The 19825-nt window shown below is 37.2% G+C and carries 20 protein-coding genes and 1 pseudogene; 3 read left to right on the forward strand and 18 right to left on the reverse strand.

What is annotated here, in order from left to right:
- Window positions 1–288 precede the first annotated feature (288 nt).
- The 3 genes from gcvH to AC1DJR_RS00830 form a co-directional block, all read right to left on the reverse strand.
- Window positions 289–672, reverse strand: coding sequence for a glycine cleavage system protein GcvH (gene gcvH / locus AC1DJR_RS00820; RefSeq protein WP_000026895.1), 384 nt, complete (start codon window positions 670–672; stop codon window positions 289–291).
- Between the two features lie 41 nt (window positions 673–713).
- Window positions 714–1079: an arsenate reductase family protein gene (locus AC1DJR_RS00825; RefSeq protein ID WP_002129756.1), complete on the reverse strand. Its 366-nt coding sequence runs from the start codon at window positions 1077–1079 to the stop codon at window positions 714–716.
- A gap of 420 nt (window positions 1080–1499) precedes the next feature.
- Window positions 1500–2027, reverse strand: coding sequence for a hypothetical protein (locus AC1DJR_RS00830; RefSeq protein WP_477001855.1), 528 nt, complete (start codon window positions 2025–2027; stop codon window positions 1500–1502).
- Window positions 2028–2171: 144 nt separating this feature from the next.
- On the opposite strand from AC1DJR_RS00830, the gene AC1DJR_RS00835 reads away from it, so the two are divergent.
- Window positions 2172–2819 carry a phosphatase PAP2 family protein gene (locus tag AC1DJR_RS00835; protein ID WP_002015945.1) on the forward strand — a complete coding sequence of 216 codons (648 nt, stop codon included), beginning with the start codon at window positions 2172–2174 and terminating at the stop codon, window positions 2817–2819.
- Window positions 2820–2876: 57 nt separating this feature from the next.
- On the opposite strand, the gene AC1DJR_RS00840 is transcribed toward AC1DJR_RS00835, so the two are convergent.
- The 11 genes and pseudogenes from AC1DJR_RS00840 to AC1DJR_RS00890 form a co-directional block, all read right to left on the reverse strand.
- Window positions 2877–3890, reverse strand: a complete 1014-nt coding sequence (locus AC1DJR_RS00840) for a PTS sugar transporter subunit IIC (protein WP_002089394.1) — start codon at window positions 3888–3890, stop codon at window positions 2877–2879.
- Between the two features lie 22 nt (window positions 3891–3912).
- Complete coding sequence (locus tag AC1DJR_RS00845; RefSeq protein ID WP_429686424.1) at window positions 3913–4863, reverse strand: L-lactate dehydrogenase; 951 nt, start codon at window positions 4861–4863, stop codon at window positions 3913–3915.
- Window positions 4864–5261: 398 nt separating this feature from the next.
- Window positions 5262–5510 (reverse strand): spore coat protein, encoded by a 249-nt coding sequence (locus AC1DJR_RS00850; RefSeq protein WP_477001856.1) that lies wholly within the window; start codon window positions 5508–5510, stop codon window positions 5262–5264.
- A 13-nt stretch (window positions 5511–5523) separates the two neighbouring features.
- On the reverse strand, window positions 5524–5709 hold the full coding sequence (locus AC1DJR_RS00855; RefSeq protein ID WP_002112687.1) for a hypothetical protein: 186 nt from the start codon (window positions 5707–5709) through the stop codon (window positions 5524–5526).
- Between the two features lie 144 nt (window positions 5710–5853).
- Window positions 5854–6570: a CPBP family intramembrane glutamic endopeptidase gene (locus AC1DJR_RS00860; RefSeq protein ID WP_429686425.1), complete on the reverse strand. Its 717-nt coding sequence runs from the start codon at window positions 6568–6570 to the stop codon at window positions 5854–5856.
- Between the two features lie 301 nt (window positions 6571–6871).
- Window positions 6872–7433, reverse strand: a pseudogene (locus tag AC1DJR_RS00865) (permease).
- Window positions 7434–7530: 97 nt separating this feature from the next.
- Window positions 7531–8088 (reverse strand): TetR/AcrR family transcriptional regulator, encoded by a 558-nt coding sequence (locus AC1DJR_RS00870; RefSeq protein WP_429686426.1) that lies wholly within the window; start codon window positions 8086–8088, stop codon window positions 7531–7533.
- A gap of 3 nt (window positions 8089–8091) precedes the next feature.
- Window positions 8092–8814 (reverse strand): MBL fold metallo-hydrolase, encoded by a 723-nt coding sequence (locus AC1DJR_RS00875; RefSeq protein ID WP_429686427.1) that lies wholly within the window; start codon window positions 8812–8814, stop codon window positions 8092–8094.
- A 137-nt stretch (window positions 8815–8951) separates the two neighbouring features.
- Complete coding sequence (locus AC1DJR_RS00880) at window positions 8952–10736, reverse strand: acyl-CoA dehydrogenase family protein (RefSeq protein ID WP_002089410.1); 1785 nt, start codon at window positions 10734–10736, stop codon at window positions 8952–8954.
- Window positions 10737–10996: 260 nt separating this feature from the next.
- A complete protein-coding gene (locus AC1DJR_RS00885; protein ID WP_477001857.1) occupies window positions 10997–12169 on the reverse strand; it encodes an acetyl-CoA C-acetyltransferase in 1173 nt (390 codons plus the stop codon).
- Window positions 12170–12190: 21 nt separating this feature from the next.
- Window positions 12191–14572 (reverse strand): 3-hydroxyacyl-CoA dehydrogenase NAD-binding domain-containing protein, encoded by a 2382-nt coding sequence (locus AC1DJR_RS00890; RefSeq protein ID WP_477001858.1) that lies wholly within the window; start codon window positions 14570–14572, stop codon window positions 12191–12193.
- Between the two features lie 237 nt (window positions 14573–14809).
- On the opposite strand from AC1DJR_RS00890, the gene AC1DJR_RS00895 reads away from it, so the two are divergent.
- Both AC1DJR_RS00895 and AC1DJR_RS00900 read left to right on the forward strand, forming a co-directional pair.
- Window positions 14810–14956: a YuzL family protein gene (locus AC1DJR_RS00895; RefSeq protein WP_002034611.1), complete on the forward strand. Its 147-nt coding sequence runs from the start codon at window positions 14810–14812 to the stop codon at window positions 14954–14956.
- A 97-nt stretch (window positions 14957–15053) separates the two neighbouring features.
- Entirely contained in the window at window positions 15054–15893 is an 840-nt protein-coding gene (locus AC1DJR_RS00900; protein ID WP_429686429.1) for a D-alanyl-D-alanine carboxypeptidase family protein, read from the forward strand.
- A 22-nt stretch (window positions 15894–15915) separates the two neighbouring features.
- On the opposite strand, the gene AC1DJR_RS00905 is transcribed toward AC1DJR_RS00900, so the two are convergent.
- From AC1DJR_RS00905 to AC1DJR_RS00920, 4 genes are all read right to left on the reverse strand, one after another.
- Window positions 15916–16833 (reverse strand): proline dehydrogenase family protein, encoded by a 918-nt coding sequence (locus AC1DJR_RS00905; RefSeq protein ID WP_002015957.1) that lies wholly within the window; start codon window positions 16831–16833, stop codon window positions 15916–15918.
- 310 nt (window positions 16834–17143) lie between these two features.
- Window positions 17144–17389 carry a YusU family protein gene (locus AC1DJR_RS00910; RefSeq protein ID WP_002145027.1) on the reverse strand — a complete coding sequence of 82 codons (246 nt, stop codon included), beginning with the start codon at window positions 17387–17389 and terminating at the stop codon, window positions 17144–17146.
- A gap of 47 nt (window positions 17390–17436) precedes the next feature.
- Window positions 17437–17739: an MTH1187 family thiamine-binding protein gene (locus AC1DJR_RS00915; RefSeq protein ID WP_001018862.1), complete on the reverse strand. Its 303-nt coding sequence runs from the start codon at window positions 17737–17739 to the stop codon at window positions 17437–17439.
- Window positions 17740–17816: 77 nt separating this feature from the next.
- The gene (locus tag AC1DJR_RS00920; RefSeq protein ID WP_477001859.1) at window positions 17817–19817 is read right to left on the reverse strand and encodes a methyl-accepting chemotaxis protein; all 2001 of its coding nucleotides are present in this window, start codon (window positions 19815–19817) and stop codon (window positions 17817–17819) included.
- Between the last annotated feature and the right edge of the window lie 8 nt (window positions 19818–19825).

A 19825-nucleotide genomic window follows, 5' to 3' on the forward strand; every position in this document is an offset into this window, starting at 1 on the left:
GAGCTAGACAATGAAAAGCGCAAGCGGCTCGCTCAGATTGTGAGGGGGATGGAGCTTCTGACGTAGAGGCGCCTTTTGCCTCACAGGAAGACGCGAAGCCACCGAACAATCTAGCCGCTGGAGCTAGACAATGAAAAGCGCAAGCGGCTCGCTCAGCATGAAGCCTCCATGAAAAAAGTTTTTCAAAAACGTTCTCCTACATAATAATTAATATATATGTTTTTAAATTCATTATGTACACAACATAAAAAAGGACAGCACAAAGGCTGTCCTTTTCTTCGACTATAATTAGTCTTGGTTTGTCATTTCTGCATATTTTTCTGCAGTTAATAACTTCTCAACTTGGCTTGCATCAGAAAGTTCAACTTTAACCATCCATGCACCCTCGTATGGAGATTCGTTAACTAGTTCTGGTTGGTCACTTAATTCTTCGTTTACTGCTACAACTTTACCACTTACAGGTGCGTATAATTCAGAAACTGTTTTAACAGATTCTACGCTTCCGAATGGCTCGTCAGCTTGGATTGTTGCACCTACTTCAGGAAGTTCAACGAATACGATATCGCCTAACTCACCTTGCGCAAAATGAGTAATACCGATAACAACCGCATTACCTTCTGTTTTTACCCATTCGTGTTCTTCAGAGTAACGTAAATTATTTGGAATGCTCATGACTGTACCTCCAGTGAATGTATTAATTATGTAAAAATACCTTATTGGTACTTTTTCCACACACTTTCAAACTGCTCTTCGTTAAAACCAAGTGTTACACTCGTTCCATCTGTTACAATTGGACGTTTAATTAACATGCCATCAGATGCTAAAAGCTCATACATTTCGTCTTCGCTTGCATCCTTTAACTTATCTTTTAAACCAAGTTCGCGGTAACGCATTCCACTTGTATTAAAGAATTTTTTTAATGGTAATTCACTTTTCTCATGTAAATTACGTAAATCTTCTTTTGACGGTGGATTTTCAACAATATGAATCATCTCATATGCTACATCGTTTGCCTCAAACCATTTCTTTGCTTTTTGACATGTGCCACATTTTGGATATGAATAAAATGTTACTGTCATAAATTCACCTACTTTTTTACTAACCTTTACCTTTATCATATAGAAAACATTTTATTATTTCAAACGATTATTCGCTAAACTTTTACTTATTTCGTGATAATTTTTAATAATCCTGCTAATTTTTCTTATTTTTCCGCCATTTATTAAGAAAAAATAAATATATAATTTTTTTAAAATTTTTTCTCATCCCACGCCGAACATATATCTTAAACAAACGTTTGATTAATTTCATATTTTTCTACCTCAACCTTCGGAATACGTAGATTCTTTTATACCGAACATATACCTTAAACAAACGTTTGATTAATTTCATGTTTTTCTACCTCAACCTTTGGAATACATAGGTTTTTCCCTACCGAACATACCTCTTAAACAAACGTTTATTTAAAAATAAAAAGAGCCCTTTTACAGGCTCCTTCATCATCGACTTAAATAGTCCGAAATKGTTTGAAATACTAYKATATACATATTATGAATATTTTGATCGGAAACAGTATCATTATATAACCCCATACCCCAATACTGTCCTTCAGGGCTTCCCATGTTTACAAACCCTTGCGTATACATCATCGCTCTATCTCTTGGCGCATTGTCATAATCTAAATCTTTTTCAGTAAAAATCAAATATGGTCTATCCTTTAAACCGATAAAAAACACTGGTTTCTTTAATGATAAAAATAAGTCCGTATACTGTTCCTTTGATGCTTCTTGAAAATATTCTTTCATGACGAGAAAACCATCAACCTTTGCTGATTTCTCCTGCATCTCCTCTAACTTAACGTTTTCAAACTTTATATTTCTAAACGTATCTTTCGGCTTTTCACCAACAACTCCAATTACGAGTGCTCTCCCGTTGTATTCTAATTTCTCTCCTTCTTTATCCTTTGCACACCCAGTACTCACTAGGCATAACAATATAAAAACTAAGAAATAAAATGAACGCTTCATATAGCACCCTCCCCCTCTTTTAAGTCAAGTGACAAAAATGTAAGGTGAATTCAAGAAAATGTAAGTAAAATCGATAGCCCAATTGGATTTTCTATATTATAATCAATTGAATTTATTTACATTACTAAAACATAGGAGATTATCATGAAGAAATTTAAACTTTCATCTCTTCTTCCGTTAAGTTATATACTTCTACTCGTACTCGTAAGTCCCCTTTACGATGTATTAAATAAATCTACTGTTCACGCAGTAGATGTCACAACTGTAGTAGATGATTGGATTCCATTTGTGAAAGCATTTATTATTCCTTACTTACTTTGGTTTCCATACTTATACGGTGCACTTATTTATTACTGTTTTGCTGATCGAAAGCAATATTATGTCACTTTAAGTAGTGTAATTCTTGGAAAACTTGCTTGTTTTTCGATTTATTTTTTTTGGCAGACAACTGTACCACGCCCAACCGTCGTTGGAACAGACGTATTTTCCGAACTAGTCCGCTATATTTATAGTATTGATCATCCAGTAAACTGTTTCCCAAGCATTCATGTCCTTACGACATTTGTAATTATGTTAGCTGCCTTTAAGCGTAGAGAACAGCATACTTTGGAATATTACATCCTTACTTTCTTCGGTACGCTTATTATTTTATCAACATTATTTACGAAGCAGCATGCATTTGTAGACGCCATTTCTGGAATGACGCTCGCAAGCGTACTATACTTCGGTGTCCAGCTCTTATTAGCAAAAGAAACAGTGACAGTTCCAGTAAAACAAAATCATAAAATGTAAAAAAGCAGACTGTGTCTTCTCAGTCTGCTTTTATCTATTATTAAGGAGATTTTCAAATTAAGATTGCGGTACAGTCATATCACCAGAATGAATACGACCTGCTTTTTTAAGAGCAATGTACAGTATATAAGAAACAGCTACTGGAATGATGATATAAGTGATTACCATCGCTGGGACAACTTCCCACCCTTGGCTGGAAATTAAATTAATTGGTGCGATAAGAGAGCTTAATCCAAGACCTGCAATTTCTTTTCCTGCTTCCAGTTGGAAAATTAGTGCCGATACTGGGCCAACTATTGCACTGGCGACGACAGTTGGGACGAGAATCATTGGATTTTTAGTAATGTTCGGTAACTGCACTTTTGGAGTACAAAGTGCCTGGGCTAATATGCCACCTAAATTATTTTCTTTCGCTGAAATAACAGAGAATCCGATAAATTGAGCAACACATCCTGCAAGTGCTGCACCGCCTGCAACACCATCTAAGCTAAGCGCTATCGCTAACGCAGCTGATGAAGCTGGAGAGATAAGTAACAATCCCCAAACTACAGCAATCACGATAGAAGCGATAAACGGGCTACCAGCTGAGCTATCTTTAATGAATGCTCCAACTGTATTTAAAACTGGGCTAATATTTTGAGCTAACCAAATACCGACTAAACCAGAACCTAATATGGCTGCAAATGGAACGAGCATCATATCTAAAGCAGTTTTCCCACTTAATCGTTTACCAATATAAACTGCTAAAGTTGCTGTTAATAATGCACCGATTGGTTCACCTGTTTTAATGATGAGACCAGCTTCAGTAATTGAAATTGATCCAGCCCCAATTGCTCCAGCTACCATCGCTGAGAAAATCACAAGTCCGTTTGCACCGAGCATAAAAGCAATTCCGGCTCCAATTGCTGGTGCCATAAGTGATTTTGCAACAACTCCGATTGTAATAAGTAATGGGATATCAACAATTCTTCCTATATTTTCGATCAGTAAACCAATTCCAAGGGATACGAAAATACCTTGCGCGATTCCGGCAGAAGCTTTAAACACACGAGACATTATATATTCCTTCATTTGTTTCACCTTCTCCTATAATTTAGTAACCAACTGTTTTCATATAATCGCGTAAAACATCGTTTGATTTYGCAAAGCGRCTTTCTTCATCTTCTGATAAGTTTAGTTCTACCACTTCTCTTATACCGTCTCTAGTAATAATTGCTGGTACTCCTGTACAAATATCGTATTCGCCATATTCACCATCTAAAATGGCTGAAACGGCGATAACACGGTGATCATCATTGAAAATTGAGCGAGCAATATAAGCTAAAGAATTTCCAATTCCGTAATAAGTAGTTCCTTTGCGCTTATAAATTTCCCATCCAGCTTTTGCAGTCTTCTCAACAATTTCATCTAAATCTATTTCACCAAATTGGTCTTTTTTCTCTTCTAAAATTTGTAGAATTGGCTTTCCACCAACAGTTACATGAGACCAAGCAACCATTTGAGAATCACCATGTTCTCCTAATGAATACCCATGAATACTACGAGGGTCTACATGTAAAATTTCAGATAAAATTGTTCTTAAGCGAGAAGAATCTAGTGATGTACCTGTACCAATCACACGATTTCTAGGTAATCCAGATAGCTTCCACACTTGATATGTAATAATGTCAACCGGGTTCGATGCGAGTAAGAAAATGCCATCAAATCCACTTTCCATTACGCCGCCAACAACACCCTCCATAATCTTAGCGCTTGCTCCTAAAGTGTCTAAACGACTTTGTCCAGGCTTCGGCGCTGGTCCTGCTGTAATAATAACAATGTCCATATCTTTGCAGTCTTCATAACTTCCTGCATATACTTTTGTTCTTGTATTTGTAAAGTTAATGCAGTGCGATAAATCCATTGCTTCTCCAACTGCACGTTCATGATTTATATCAATTAACAATAGCTCTTCGCAAATCCCTTGGTTTACAATGGAATACGCACAGCTTGATCCAACTAATCCAGTACCGATAATTGCAATTTTTCTTGTGTTTCTATTCATAGCAATCTCTCCTAATTGATCATGTAGTCTATTTCTTTTGTTCTTTACACTCCTAATTATAGAGGTTCTCACGATAGAAACCATGGATACTTTGTGAAATATTGAGCAAAGTTTTTGTCCTTTTTGTGAATTGTTATATTCAATTTTCGTCATATTTGTTACAACTGGAAAAATATTTCTTATGTATTTATTGACATATATAAAGTGAAACTTTAATCAGTGGGGGTTTTGTTCATCCCCCACTGATTATTAGCCTTCACCAATCGGGCTTTTACGGGCAGTTGATCCCCCACCTAACTTCTTTGCTTTCGCTGAATTTTGAGATGGGGGGCTTACTGCCCGTTAATGCGGGACAAAATAAAAACGAGCGAATCCATTCGCTCGTTTCATTCATCRCRCTATTCYGCACTTAATTGACTTTTTAATTGCTGTACAATCATTGGATTAGCAGGTGCTGCCGGYTTRTAATAACTYTTTTGCTTTGCGTATTCATACATATTACGTTGACGMRWYTCATCTTGATTACGAATTTGAATTAACGTTTGATGTAACTGTTCATTATCAGACTGAGAAATATAATTCGCATAACTTGTTAAACTTGCATTTAATCCTGCTAAATAATCATTTACCATATCTTTTTCATTCATTTCTCTCTTCCTCCTATCCTAAAAAAGTCATTAACTGTTGCTTCGTATTTCTTGCATCTTGCGCATCCTTTTGTAGCATTTGTTTCAACTCTGGATCTGTACAAGCCTGTGCATACTGGTCCAATTTGTTAATGATTGTCGCATGTCCACCAATTAAATGACGTAAGTTTTCCACTTCAAGCTCTGTTAAATTTTGCATATAACATACCCGCCTTTCTTTGTTCATTCATCATTAGTATTGGGGGGTTTTTGGGATTGTATGCATTAACTTTTCCCACATATAAACAAAATAAAAGATGAATAGCTAGGCCATTCATCTTTTCCGCTAAATATTCATTCAATTTTATAAAGAGACAATCATACTTATACTCACAAGTAGGTTCCATACAATATGTAAAATGGTACTAGGTACAATAGATTGTGTTTTCTTATATAACATAACAAATACAATTCCCATAATCATCGCCGTAATCGGAAAACCACCATGAAGAATCCCAAAGATGAAGGAAGAAATAATGATACCCACTAGAAAACTATATTTCTTTTCAAAAAATCGATACAAAATACCTCTATATAAAATTTCTTCTTTAATTGGTGTAATTATAGCAACACTTAACACATATATAATGCTTTGTATCAAACTATTTTGAAGTGCCTCTCCCCCTAATTGATCTCGTTGCTGCTCTGCACTTTCAAAGCTAAACAACTCTAACATTACGTACTGAGTTAATGCAATGACGATAAAACCCATTAATAAATACAAGTATGTTTTCCCATTTTTTAAAACAGATACATCCCAAATGTTCTTAATAAAATGAAGCACTGGTTTATAAGCAAATAAAACAATAGTAACAACAGCTGCATCAAATAGAAGTAAATAATATCCCTCTAAATTAGCACGTAATACCTCTTCCCCAAAAATTCCAAGGGCTAAAGCAAGGAATAATCCCCCTAAGAGTGAGAACCCTAGAATACTTGCAATCGTTACAACTAGATTTTTATATGTTATGTTATCTACTTCTCTTTCTGCATTATACGCGTCTAATACTGTTTTACTCATACTATTCCTCCATTTGTTTTCATTTACCTTAACAAAAACCTTTTATACAAATATATAGATAATATAAAGGAGAAATGAACATGAAAACACATGACTTCCTTACAGAAATCCAGAAGGGCTCTGAACCTAATCCCTATCAAGACCCTATCGCATTTATTTTCGTTTGCTTTTCCTTAGCCATATACACCTTTTTCAAACCTGCAAGATAATATCATTTAATGAGAAAAAGCCTACCGTTCTTTTGGAATCATATGCACTAAAAAACCTTAGAATCGCTTCTAAGGTTTCTGGCTATTCATACTCAAAACGCCATACTTATAAGTAACGAAAGAATTAATAATATAACTACCAATCCGCTGGTTACTCTTGCTATAAATTTCTTTTGTTGATCTACGAAACAATAAATCGGAAGTATAATATACCACCTACCGCAATAAGAATACATTCCAATATGATACTAATAGCCGGAAACCGCCACAACCCAAAACCAAACATAGGGAAGTCTCCGAAATTTCCTGGAAGTAACAGCAAATCAGTACGGTGCACAAGTAAATCAAGAATCCAATGACTAAAAACTACAGCCCCAACATCAAAGCCACTCCGCTTGCCCCAAAACCTCATACCACCATTCCTGCAACAAAAGCAATAAACAGTGCTCCTATTAAAGAGTGTGAATAATCCGCATGAATCACCGCTTCACCATAACCATTACTATTAATAGGCTCAATTATCTCTACTCCTAAAACATAAAGCGGTACAAAGATGACATCCAATAGTTGTGTACTTAACATGAGAGCCCAAAGTGGTATTTTGGGTGACTTTGCTTTCACTACTGCAGCTAAGCCAAAATGTCCTGCAAACATTTCACTTCACATCCTTTTGTAATTGTGCCTCCAGCAAACCGTAACTTACTGTAAAAAAGCATGAACAGCAAAAAATTCATGTTTTCTCGCTTCTTCTTCATTCTCTCATTACATGTAATCCTTTAATAAACGTTTCCAGTAATAAATGTAAACTTGTATCTAAATCTAGCGGCAAACCAAATCCCCCCTGCTGTTCAATCGACGCAAATCCATGACAAATACTTCTGAACCCACGTGTCGCATGAAGTGCATTCTCTCCCTCTAATCCGTATTGTTGTAAAATCTGAAGACAAAGCTTTACAATTCCGTTCCCTGCTTTTCTTACTTCTTCATCTCGTAAAAAGGTTGCTTCATACAATCCAGGATGTTTTCGGACAAACGCTACGTACGCTTCTCCTAATGCATGAATTGCTTCATCCACGCTTTTATCCTCGACTGCCTCTTCCAGTCTGTTATGCAGCTGTTTTATTCCGTAAATACCAAGATTTTTCCGGACATCTTGTAACCCTTTCACATGATTATATAGAGAGGGCGAACGTATCCCCAATCTTTGCGCTAATGACGATAATGTTACTTCTTGTATCCCATTTGTATCTGCGATTTCTGCCGCTGTATCTACAATTTTCTGTAATGTAAGTCCGATTCTCGGTGACATAAATTAACCCTCTTTCATACTTTCTACATTTCGCTTAGCTTCCTTAATAGCGAGTTTTATGGCAGTGCCTGGATCTTTTATCATTTTTCCATGTCCTGCCGCAAGTAAGGAAGGCTCATATTCGCTTAGCTTCTCTGCACTTTGTAATGATATTTCTTTGCTCCACGTTGCCATTGCAGGAAACGGAAACCAAAATTTCATTTGCCCAGAAACAGCCATACCCCCTCTTGTTTGGAAGGCATCCCCGACAATAAGAGCTTTATTTCGTACATCAAGAAGCGACATGGATCCTGGCGTATGTCCCGGTGTCATAATCGCAAGAAGCGATCCAACTCGATCGCCATCTTCCAATAAAACATCAGGTACCGTTTTTACCTTTTTAGGTACACCGCCTTTTATTGGTATATTTGGTTCATCCTTTTTTAACGACGTATCTCCCTCTAACAGCTTTGCGTCCCGCTTAGAAATATAGACTGGGACATCAGGAAGTACTTCTTTTAATTCGTCTAGTGCACCGATGTGATCATCATGCGCATGCGTTAATACAATCTTAGTAATTGGTTTCCCTATTTTCTCAGCCGCCTGTAAAATACCTTTTGCGCTATATGGCAAAGCCGCGTCGATTAAAGTTAAACCATCTTCTTCTTCCACAAAGTAACAATTCACAGGAAACACTCTTGGCAAAAATGACAATTGATATACCGTTTTTTCATGCATCACTCTCATATTCCCAGCTCCCTTTCCACGAAAACTAATGCTATTAGTTTTATTATACTAATGGCATTAGTTTTTGTCACTAAAAATTCCATTTTTTCACAAAAAAGAACAGTAGTCGTTTATACGACTACTGTTCTTTAAAGGTATTAAACTGTGTAACGCTCATCTTCTAAAATTTTCGCAGCAATTTCACGTTTCTTCGGAATTACGTTAAGTGGTGTGTGGCGAGTTAATTTGCGTAATGATGATAACATCATGCGCAGCATGTCGCCATTTTCAACTGCGATAAGTGTTTCTTTCGCATCTGCTTCGATTTCGTTGAATGCTTCTTGGCAGAATACTTCAGTGTATAACACTTTTTGTTTATTCTTTTCAAGACCAGTTGTTTTAATTGCTTTTTCTGTACGAAGAAGAGCTGATTCCATTGCGTAAAGATTGCTTACGATGTCAGCGATATTCACAAGAATTTCTTGCTCTTTATCTAATGCTTTACCGTATTTTTGAGCAGCTAATCCAGCTACCATTAAACCAATTTTCTTCGCGTTCTTTACTAAATATTTTTGAAGTGCTAATGGCTCATCGCCTACTTCTTCTGGCATCATCATCATTAACTCTTCTTGTAATTTTTGTGCTTTTTGTAGTAATGGTAATTCACCTTTCATCGCTTTACGTAAGAACGTACCTGGTACGATTAGGCGGTTAATTTCGTTCGTGCCTTCGAAAATACGGTTAATACGAGAATCGCGGTACATTCTTTCAATCTCGTACTCTGCCATAAATCCGTAACCACCGTGAATTTGAACACCTTCATCTACTGTATAATCTAACACTTCAGAACCGAATACTTTATTTAAAGAGCACTCGATTGCATATTCAGCGATAGAAGCTGCTACTGCTTTACCGTCTTTTACTTCTTCTTCAGATAATGTGCTCATGCGGCTTTCGAATAAACCTACTGTACGATATACAGAGCTTTCAGCTGCATATGTTTTCGCTGCCATATTCGCAAGTTTCTCTTGAATTAATGGGAAGCGAGCGATTGGTTGTTTGAATTGTTGACGTTGATTTGCATATTGTGCTGAAATTTCTACTGCACGTTTCGCAGATCCAACTGTACCAACACCTAATTTATAACGACCGATATTTAAAATGTTGAACGCAATAATATGGCCTTTACCGATTTCACCAAGTAGGTTTTCTTTCGGTACTAACGCATCTTCTAAAATTAACGTACGAGTTGAAGAACATTTAATACCCATTTTCTTCTCTTCAGGGCTTGTAGATACACCAGCGTAGTCTTTCTCTACGATAAATGCTGAGAAGTGCTCACCATCTATTTTTGCGTATACGATAAATACGTCAGCAAATGCAGAGTTTGTAATCCATTGTTTTTCACCATTTAATACGTAATGCGTACCTTCTGCATTTAAACGTGCAGTTGTTTTTGCACCTAATGCGTCAGATCCTGAACCTGGCTCAGTTAATGCGTATGCCGCTAATTTTTCACCAGTTGCAAGTAGTGGTAAATATTTTTTCTTTTGCTCTTCGTTACCGAATAATACGATTGGTAAAGATCCGATACCAACGTGAGCACCGTGAGTGATTGCAAAACCACCAGCGCGCGAGAATTTCTCTGCGATTAACGCTGAGCTTACTTTATCAAGGCCAATTCCGCCGTACTCTTCTGGTACGTCAGCGCCTARTAAACCAAGTTCACCAGCTTCTTTTAAAAGACGMACAGAACGATCAAATTCGTGTTGCTCTAAATATTCAAGCTCCGGAAGAACTTCATTTACGATAAAGTCCTCTGTCGTTTTTGCAATCATTTTATGCTCAGATGAAAAATCTTCTGGCGTAAATACTTGATCAATCGTAATTTCCTCTACTAAAAAGCTACCGCCTTTAACCGCATTTCCTACTGTTTTTTCCATGAAAATTTCCTCCTTCATATTTTCATAAGCCGCTTCTCTCATTTTGAAAGAAGCTGGCTCTCATTTTTTTATAAACCTTTGTTGCTTCCATTCTTTGCTTTAGCGCCCTCACATTCTGAGCGAGCCGCTTACACTTTTTTTAAATCCAGTTCCGGTGGCTAGAACAGTCGGTCGTTTCACCCCTTCCTGTGAGGCAAAAAGCGCCTCTTCGTCAGGGCTTCCAACGCCCTCCTGTTCTGAGCAAGCCACCTGCACTTTTTTTATAGTAATTCAAAYACTCCCGCTGCTCCCATTCCRCCRCCGATACACATTGTTACGATACCGAATTGTTGGTTGCGGCGTTTCATTTCGTGAATAAGAGATAGTGTTAGTTTCGCTCCTGTACAGCCAAGTGGATGTCCAAGTGCGATTGCACCGCCGTTTACGTTTACTTTTTCTTCATCTAAACCAAGTTCACGAATAACTTGGATAGATTGAGAAGCGAATGCTTCATTTAGTTCAAATAGACCGATATCAGATAGCTCTAAACCAGCTAATTTTAACGCTTTCGGAATTGCAGCAATTGGGCCGATTCCCATTACTTCTGGTGGTACTCCAGCTACTGCGAACGAACGGAATTTTGCAAGTGGCTTCATGCCATCGCTCACTGCTTTTTCACGATCCATTAATAGTACAGATGCTGCACCGTCACTCATTTGTGAAGAGTTACCAGCCGTTACAGAACCGCGAACGTTAAATGCTGGACGTAATTTACCTAAAATGTCTAGCGACGTCTCTGCTCTTACACCTTCGTCTTGTGCGAAAATGATTGTTTCTTCTTGCAGTTTGTTGTTTGCTCCAACAGTACGTAATGTTACATCTACAGATACTGTTTCATCAGCAAAGTTCCCTGCAGCTAATGCTTTTGCAGCACGTTGATGACTTCTTACCGCGAATGCATCTTGCTCTTCACGAGAAATTCCATATTTCACCGCAACTTGCTCTGCTGTATGYCCCATACCCATATAATATTCTGGAGCAGCTTCTACAAGGCGACTATTTGGACGAACAACATGCCCCATCATTGGAACTAAACTCATTGATTCCGCTCCGCCTGATAATACAGCTTCAGAGTGCCCAAGCATAATGCGCTCTGCTCCGTAAGCGATACTTTGTAAACCTGAAGAACAGTAACGGTTAATTGTAATAGCTGGAACATCGTAAGAAAGTCCTGCTAGCCCGCCGATATTACGAGCCATATTTAAACCTTGTTCTGCTTCTGGCATCGCACAACCGAAAATCAAATCATCAATTGGCCCTTCATAATTCGCACGCTTTAACGTTTCCTTTACTACTAACGCCCCTAGATCATCAGGACGAACTGTTTTTAATGAACCCCTCTTTGCTTTTCCAATTGGTGTTCTTGCTCCCGCAACAATGACAGCTTCTCTCATGAACGATATCTCCCCTCGTTATTAGTTACGTAATGGCTTTCCTTTTACAAGCATGTGCTGCATTCTTGCTTGTGATTTCATCTCACTTACTAAGCTAATAAATGCTTCACGTTCTACATCTAATAAATACTGCTCATCAACTTCTGTTCCGTACGGCACTTTTCCGCCCGCAATGACATATGCAAGTTTCTTCGCAATGTGAAGATCATGCTCAGAAATGTAACCTGATAAATGCATTGCTTCTGCACCAAGTACAAGAGCTGCATATCCTGTTTCACCAACAACTGGTATCTTTTTACGAATCGGTGCTTTATAGCCAGCTTCATATAAAGAAAGTGCTTTTTGTTTCGCATCATATAGTAAGTGATCACCATTCACACTAATACCGTCTTTATCGCCTAAGAAGTTGTTCGATACAGCTTCTTGTGCTGATGTAGAAACTTTCGCCATCGCTACAGATTCGAATACTTTATTCGCAACTTTTTGCAGATCAAATTCTACACCGTTTGCCATCTTGTTTAAGTGTTTAATGTATAGCTCTTTGTTACCCCCTCCGCCAGGGATTAAGCCAACACCAACTTCTACTAAGCCCATATACGTTTCGCTAGAAGCTTGAATGCTCGCTGCTGGTAAGCAAACTTCTGTACCTCCGCCAAGCGTCATACCATACGGCGCTGCTACAACTGGCTTAGAAGAATACTTAATTTTCGTCATTGCATCTTGGAAGTTTTTCACAACCAACTCAATTTCAAAGTAGTTGTCATCTTGCGCTTCCATTAAGATCATTGCTAGGTTCGCACCAACGCAGAAGTTCTTCGATTGGTTACCGATAACAAGACCTTTATAATTCTTTTCTACTTCATCAACAGCGTAGTTAATCATTTGCGTAATATCCATACCGATTGCATTGCTCTTCGAATGGAATTCTAAGCAAAGGATGCCGTCACCTAAATCAATTAAGCTCGCTCCGCTATTTTTCTTTAATACGCCATTTTTCACTTTTAATTGCTTAAGAGAAATTGCCTTTTTATTACGTTCGATTAGCTTATATTCGCCATTATCGTAATAGTAGCTATCTCCGTTATCATGTTTGTAGAAAGTAGTGAAACCTTTCTCTACCATTTCTTTCACCCAAGTCGGAACAACTGCACCGTTTTCTTCCATCTTTTGAACGGACTTTTCAACGCCAATTGCATCCCAAATTTCGAATGGTCCTTGCTCCCAGCCAAAGCCCCATTTCATCGCTTGGTCAATTGCAACGATATCGTCAGCAATTTCTTTATGAAGTTTTGCAGAGTATAAAAGAGTTGGTGTAATAATGTTCCATAGTAACTCTCCTGCACGATCTTTTGCGTATACAAGCGCTTTCAATTTATTCGCTAATCCTTTTTCTTGCTTACTTAACTCTACGGATGCAGCTTTTAATTTTTTGCGCGCTTCGTATTCCATCGTTTCAGGATTTAATTCTAAAATTTCTTTTCCTTGTTTTAAGAAGAAACCTTGACCAGTTTTACTTCCAAGCCATTTTTTATCAAGCATGTCATGCATRAAAGCAGGTACTTTAAATACRTCRCGCTCTTCTTCTTGTACATTTTCATATACGTTATTTGCAACGTGTACAAATGTATCTAAACCAACAACATCTAATGTRCGGAACGTTGCGCTCTTCGGACGACCAATTAATGGACCTGTTACAGAGTCAACTTCTCCAATGCTATAGCCACGCTTAATCATTTCTTGTAATGTTACAAGCAATCCATACGTACCGATACGGTTTCCAATAAAGTTTGGTGTGTCTTTTGCGATAACAACGCCTTTTCCAAGAACGTCTTCGCCAAATAGTTTCATGAAGCTTAATACTTGTGGATCAGTTTCTTTCGTCGGTATTACCTCTAGAAGTTTTAAATATCGTGGTGGGTTAAAAAAGTGTGTTCCTAAGAAGTGTTTCTGGAAGTCGTCTGAACGACCTTCTGCCATTTTTTCAACGGAAATGCCTGATGTATTTGAGCTCACAATTGAGCCAGGTTTACGAACAGCATCTACTTTTTCAAATAGTGTCTTTTTAACATCTAAGTTTTCAACAACTACTTCAATAATCCAATCTACATCAGCAAGACGCTCAAGATCATCTTCAAAGTTTCCTGCTTCAATCAGTGCTARATTACCTTTCACTGTCAGAGGAGCTGGTTTTTGCTTTAMTAGTTTTTGCAMAGCCGTATTACTAAAACGATTTCTCACACTTTTATGTTCTAATGTAAGTCCCTTCGCTTCTTCTTCTTTCGTAAGCGCCGGTGGTACAATATCAAGCAATAATGTCGGAATACCAATATTAGCTAAGTGTGCCGCAATTCCTGAACCCATTACGCCTGAACCTAGAACAGCAGCCTTTTTAATTTGGAACATCCATTTCTCCCCCTATTCTTGAATGAATGCTCATTCAATTTTTCGACATAAGTCGCAATCAATGAGTGAGCCTCTACTAATAAATATATGATACAGTTTGAATTTTCGCAATATATTTATTGATAAAATTTTCTGAAATAAATATATTTCTTTCATTTGGCTATGCTATACATGTGTATTTTCTTCATTAAAATGCACTTTCCCTTTTTATAATCTGACGAAACTGGAGGAATATATATGGCAAAACTTAAGAAGAACCCTTCAAAAGCTGGAATTAGCGCAGCAAGCGTAACTGGAAATGCAGGTCCGCATAATCACGGTGTTGAAAAAGGGCGTCAAAGTAATAACCAACAATATAAGAAGCATAATATGGGCGAAAAATAACGCTATATTTTTGGGCAGAGAACGTGGCATAATGATTAATGGCTGCTTTTTCTGCCCAATTTATTTGTACATATGGAAAACAAAAGAGGGAACGACGATGAAACGAACAATAATTATGATTGTAATGATCGCCACGTTATTTACAGGGATGATTTTCTTTTCTTACGCGCAAAGGCAAAAAGATGTAAGAGTAGATCAACCTAACATTACTGGTCAATATGGGATTACAATCGATGCAGACACAGGGAAAATTTTGTATGGAAAACGTGAAGATGAACGCTCTTATCCGGCTAGTATAGCCAAAATGATGACGACTCTTCTCTTACTAGAGAATGTAAAAGAAGATGAGGAAATTACGGTTACAGAGAATGCGATTAAAACGGAAAGTCAAAGTAAGAAGATTAAGCTTCGCGCGGGTGAAAARTTAAAACGTGATGAGGCRTTAAAACTTATGCTTATTATTAGTGCAGACCCAATCGCTGAGTCAATCGCTGAACATATTGCAGGATCAAAAGCAGAGTTTGTAAAAATGATGAATGCTAGAGCGAAGGAACTTGGTACAAAGCATGCGACTTTCAAAAACGCAAGTGGTGCTGATGCACTTGGAAATAAAGTATCACCTTATGACATTGCTATTATTACGAAAGAAGCATTAAAGTATCCAATCGTTTTAGAATATATGAATTCAATACATACAACACTACATACTTCAGAGCGTTCTCCAAAAATTGCAAACTATGGACGGGAAGAACTATATGACGATCCATATGCAATTGGAAGTAAAAGCGGTTTATCTGCACTCGGAAACTATACAGTCGTAACTGTTGATGAAAAAGACGGTAAACGCGTCATCAATGTCGTATTATCTTCTACTCGCGCGCAGCTATACCCTGATACGAAGAAGATGGCACACTATGCATTTCAGCAATTAAAATAACCAAGGAGAATTTTCTCCTTGGTTATTTTTTGATCATACCTTTTAATACGAACGCAACGTTTGCTGGGCGCTCTGCTAGACGGCGCATGAAATAGCCATACCAGTCGTTTCCATAAGGCACGTAAACGCGCATTTTGTAACCTTCTTTTACTAGCTCAAGTTGACGCTCTGTACGAATACCAAATAACATTTGGAATTCAAATTGATCCCTTGGAATATTGTGTTCTTCCGCAAGTTTTTTCGTATATTCAATAATCGCTTCGTCATGTGAAGCAATTGCAGTGTAATTTCCATTTAATAAGTGCATTTTAATAATTTTTTTATAATTGTCATCTACATCTTTCTTTTCCGGGAACGCTACTTCTTCAGGTTCTTTATAGGCCCCTTTTACAAGACGTAAATTAGGATTGTAAGCGTTTAAATCTTCAATATCTTTTTCTGTACGATACAAGTAAGCTTGAATAACAGTACCAATATTATCGTATTCAGATTTTAATTGTTTAAAGATATCAATTGTTTTTCCGCAGCGCGTATAGTCTTCCATATCAATTGTAATAAACACACCATTTTCTTTTGCAGCTTCTAAAATACGGCGCATATTGTTCATTACGATTTCGTCRGARATATCTAATCCCATAGAAGTCATCTTTAAAGAAAGCTGTGAATTAAGACCTTCTCTTCCAATTGCACGAATCGCTTCAATTGATTCGCTAGCCATTTCATTTGCTTCCGCTTCGTTATCAACGAATTCACCCAAATAATCGATTGTTACACAAAGCCCTTGCTTATTTAATGCTTTAATTGCAGCTGTCGCTAATTCAATCGTCTCCCCTGCGACGAAACGACCTGCACCAAAGCGTAAACCGTACTTTTTAGCCAGTTTTGTTAGCGCTTTATTTTTAGACAAGAAAAGAAACGAATTTCGCATTAATTGTTCCATGTAATTCACCCCTACGACTATGATTTATCTGTTTTTTACCCCTCTTCGAAATTATATCATTGTTTAAAATTATTTGATACAAATAATTATTTAGATAATTTATAAAATACTATCAAAACATTTAAAACCCTATATTCTCGTTTCTAAATATGAAGAAAATATTTTTCGACATTCAGAAAAAACGAGTTTACTAGGGAAAAAATGAGCATGCCGAAAATATTCGACATGCTCACAAAACCATTTATATTTCATGTAAATTATATGAGGATATTAATAACAAAAACTTGAGGTAACATTATCTCAAGCCTTCTTACTTCTCATTTCGCTTCTCATCATTCAGCTTTTTAATATTCGTAATTAACTGTACCATCTCTTCTTTTGCATCTGGATACGTCTCATTCCAATGTTTCACTAAAGCTGGCATCGTCTTAGCTATATAAGAATAAAGTGCCCATTTCTGTACCTGCTCTTTTCGCTCTTCGTTGCTCTCTCCAAGTAATAGTTCCGTGTATTTCTCTAGCAAGCCATCAAACTGCTCATTAAACTTTTCACTCATCTTATTTTCCTCCTATATGAAAAAGCAGCGAAGATCGCTGCTTTTCCCTATAATTTTGATCGAACAGAGTTTAATTTCTTCTCCATCGTACTTACTTTATCACGGCGATCATCGATACGAATTGTTGTCGCAACGCGCTGTGCACCTTTCGTGTATGGAACTTCATGCATTTGTTGAATGACTTCTAAAATGACAGGAAGATCTCCTTCAATTACTGTATTCATCGGTGTTAATTGATACTTCACGCGATCAGCATTTTTCTCTAGTACCTTTTGTACTTCTGCTACATATTCACTAACACTTGGATTACCTGTTCCTACTGGAATAATCGATACATCAACAATTGCCATAATAATCTTCCTCCTATTACTGCTTCTTATATATCCATTGTCTATTTTACCGAAATTCTCATCATTTTACTAATACGTTACTCTTCTACTTTAAACTGCTCAACCAATCTTTCTAAGTCCTGCATATTCTCTGTCAAACTTTCCATCGTATGAGCTACTTTTTCTAAATGATTCACTTGTGACTCAGTTGCTGCATTTACCTCTTCAGAAACAGCCGCACTCTCTTGACTCGTGCTACCAATTGTTTGCATAACTTCTGTAATTTCTTCTTGCTCGTGACCTATGTTATTTACCTCTTCTACAATTTTTTCAACTGAGGTACTAATAGTATTTACAACTGACATAATTGTGCGGAATTCTGTCTCCGCCTCTGTCGTAACTTTATTTTGTATATCCGCAATGTCTTTCAATTTACTTACAACTTCTACAACTCGTTTTACTTCTAACTGCACATCGCTAATCATTATTGTAATCTCACCCGTTGCCTCTTTTGATTGTTCAGCTAATTTCCGAACCTCTTCCGCAACAACAGCAAAGCCCTTACCTTGCTCACCTGCACGTGCTGCTTCAATTGAAGCGTTTAAAGCCAGTAAATTCGTTTGATCCGAAAGACCTTTTATAAGTTCTACCACATTTTGAATCGATCCAACCTTTTGCTCTAACTTACCGGACGCTTCTTCCGTATGAACAACGATAGAAGATGATTGTTCTCTTGTACGAACTAAATTACGCATCGTATTTAATCCTTGCTTAGATGCCTCTTCAGCTTTGCCAGCCACTCCTTTTATTTCACCAACGGAGTTATTCATTTGTTCCACTGACTGCGCCATATTCTCGAGCTGTTCTGAAACTTCATCTACACTATTAGCAAGAGTGGACGCTCCTCCGCTCACATCATCCATTGCACCTGATACTTCTCTACTAGCTGCTACAGTTTCATTCGTTAAATAATGCAGATTGTGAGTCGATTTCTGTACTGTCGATACACTATTTTTAATTTTACTTACCATTTCATTCATTTGCTCAACCATATCATTAAAGTGRGTCGTAAGCATACCAACCTCATCTTTACTTGTCACCTTCATTTGTAGTGTTAAATCACCTTCCGCTACTTTTTGAACGTGATTTGTTAATAGTTGTAATGGTCTTGCTAATCTTCTTGAGAATAAATATGATGCTACTATTCCAACTAATAAACTAATACACGCCATTATAATAACTGTATTTCTCGTACTACTTAACAATCCATCAATCGTTTGTTTCGGATAAAAGATTCCTATCTTCCATTTCATCGCATCAAATGACTGACTATAAACAACTACATCTTCACCTTTTAATGTAGTGACAGCATATTTTGTTACCTCTTTATTTAAACTCTTCATAAGTGGCTCTTTAGAAACATCTTTCCCTACTTTTTCTGGATAAACAAGAGCCATATTTTTATCATTTATAATAAACATTTCTCCGTCATTATTGTATTGAATATTGTGAAGCAATTTCTGAATTGTTCCGAGCGATACATCCATCGCAACAACGCCTAATACAGATCCATCTTGAGCTGTAATTGCTTTAGAAACCCCCACACTTAACTTTCCTGTCGCAATTTCATAAGAAGCTTGTCCCCAATGAACCCTTTTCACATCAGCCTCTGAATCTTTATACCACGTTCTTGTCGTTGGATCATATCCTTCTGGCACTTGCCCACCTTCAGCAAGATTGGCACTTAATGTTTTTTTATCTTTCGTACCAATATATAAATCTAAAATACCGGGATGATTCTTTTTATACTCTGCAAACTCTTTCGTTAAAAACGCTTCCTCTTCTGGAGTAACCCCATCTTGAATCATATTACGAATCATCTCACTGTTCGCGTAATACCCCATATCTTCATCAGTTCTTTGAACAAATGTCGTAAGTTGCTCTGTCACAAGGTCCATCGTATTTTGAGAATACTGGTCTAAGGAACGCACTTCCTTTTCTTTCTGTAATTGATACATAGCTGTACCTAATATTACGAACATCATAGAAATAAGTACCGAAAATACTACTGTAATTTTTAAACGTAAACTTCTCAACATATTCCCTC

This window comes from Bacillus sp. 05T31 (assembly GCF_056396725.1).

Bases quoted from the DNA above. Each gene is read 5' to 3' on its own strand.
- gcvH (WP_000026895.1), bottom strand. From the start codon at position 672: ATGAGCATTCCAAATAATTTACGTTACTCTGAAGAACACGAATGGGTA.
- AC1DJR_RS00825 (WP_002129756.1), bottom strand. From the start codon at position 1,079: ATGACAGTAACATTTTATTCATATCCAAAATGTGGCACATGTCAAAAA.
- AC1DJR_RS00835 (WP_002015945.1), top strand. From the start codon at position 2,172: ATGAAGAAATTTAAACTTTCATCTCTTCTTCCGTTAAGTTATATACTT.
- AC1DJR_RS00840 (WP_002089394.1), bottom strand. From the start codon at position 3,890: ATGAAGGAATATATAATGTCTCGTGTGTTTAAAGCTTCTGCCGGAATC.
- AC1DJR_RS00855 (WP_002112687.1), bottom strand. From the start codon at position 5,709: ATGCAAAATTTAACAGAGCTTGAAGTGGAAAACTTACGTCATTTAATT.
- AC1DJR_RS00860 (WP_429686425.1), bottom strand. From the start codon at position 6,570: ATGAGTAAAACAGTATTAGACGCGTATAATGCAGAAAGAGAAGTAGAT.
- AC1DJR_RS00870 (WP_429686426.1), bottom strand. From the start codon at position 8,088: ATGTCACCGAGAATCGGACTTACATTACAGAAAATTGTAGATACAGCG.
- AC1DJR_RS00875 (WP_429686427.1), bottom strand. From the start codon at position 8,814: ATGAGAGTGATGCATGAAAAAACGGTATATCAATTGTCATTTTTGCCA.
- AC1DJR_RS00895 (WP_002034611.1), top strand. From the start codon at position 14,810: ATGGCAAAACTTAAGAAGAACCCTTCAAAAGCTGGAATTAGCGCAGCA.
- AC1DJR_RS00910 (WP_002145027.1), bottom strand. From the start codon at position 17,389: ATGAGTGAAAAGTTTAATGAGCAGTTTGATGGCTTGCTAGAGAAATAC.
- AC1DJR_RS00915 (WP_001018862.1), bottom strand. From the start codon at position 17,739: ATGGCAATTGTTGATGTATCGATTATTCCAGTAGGAACAGGTAATCCA.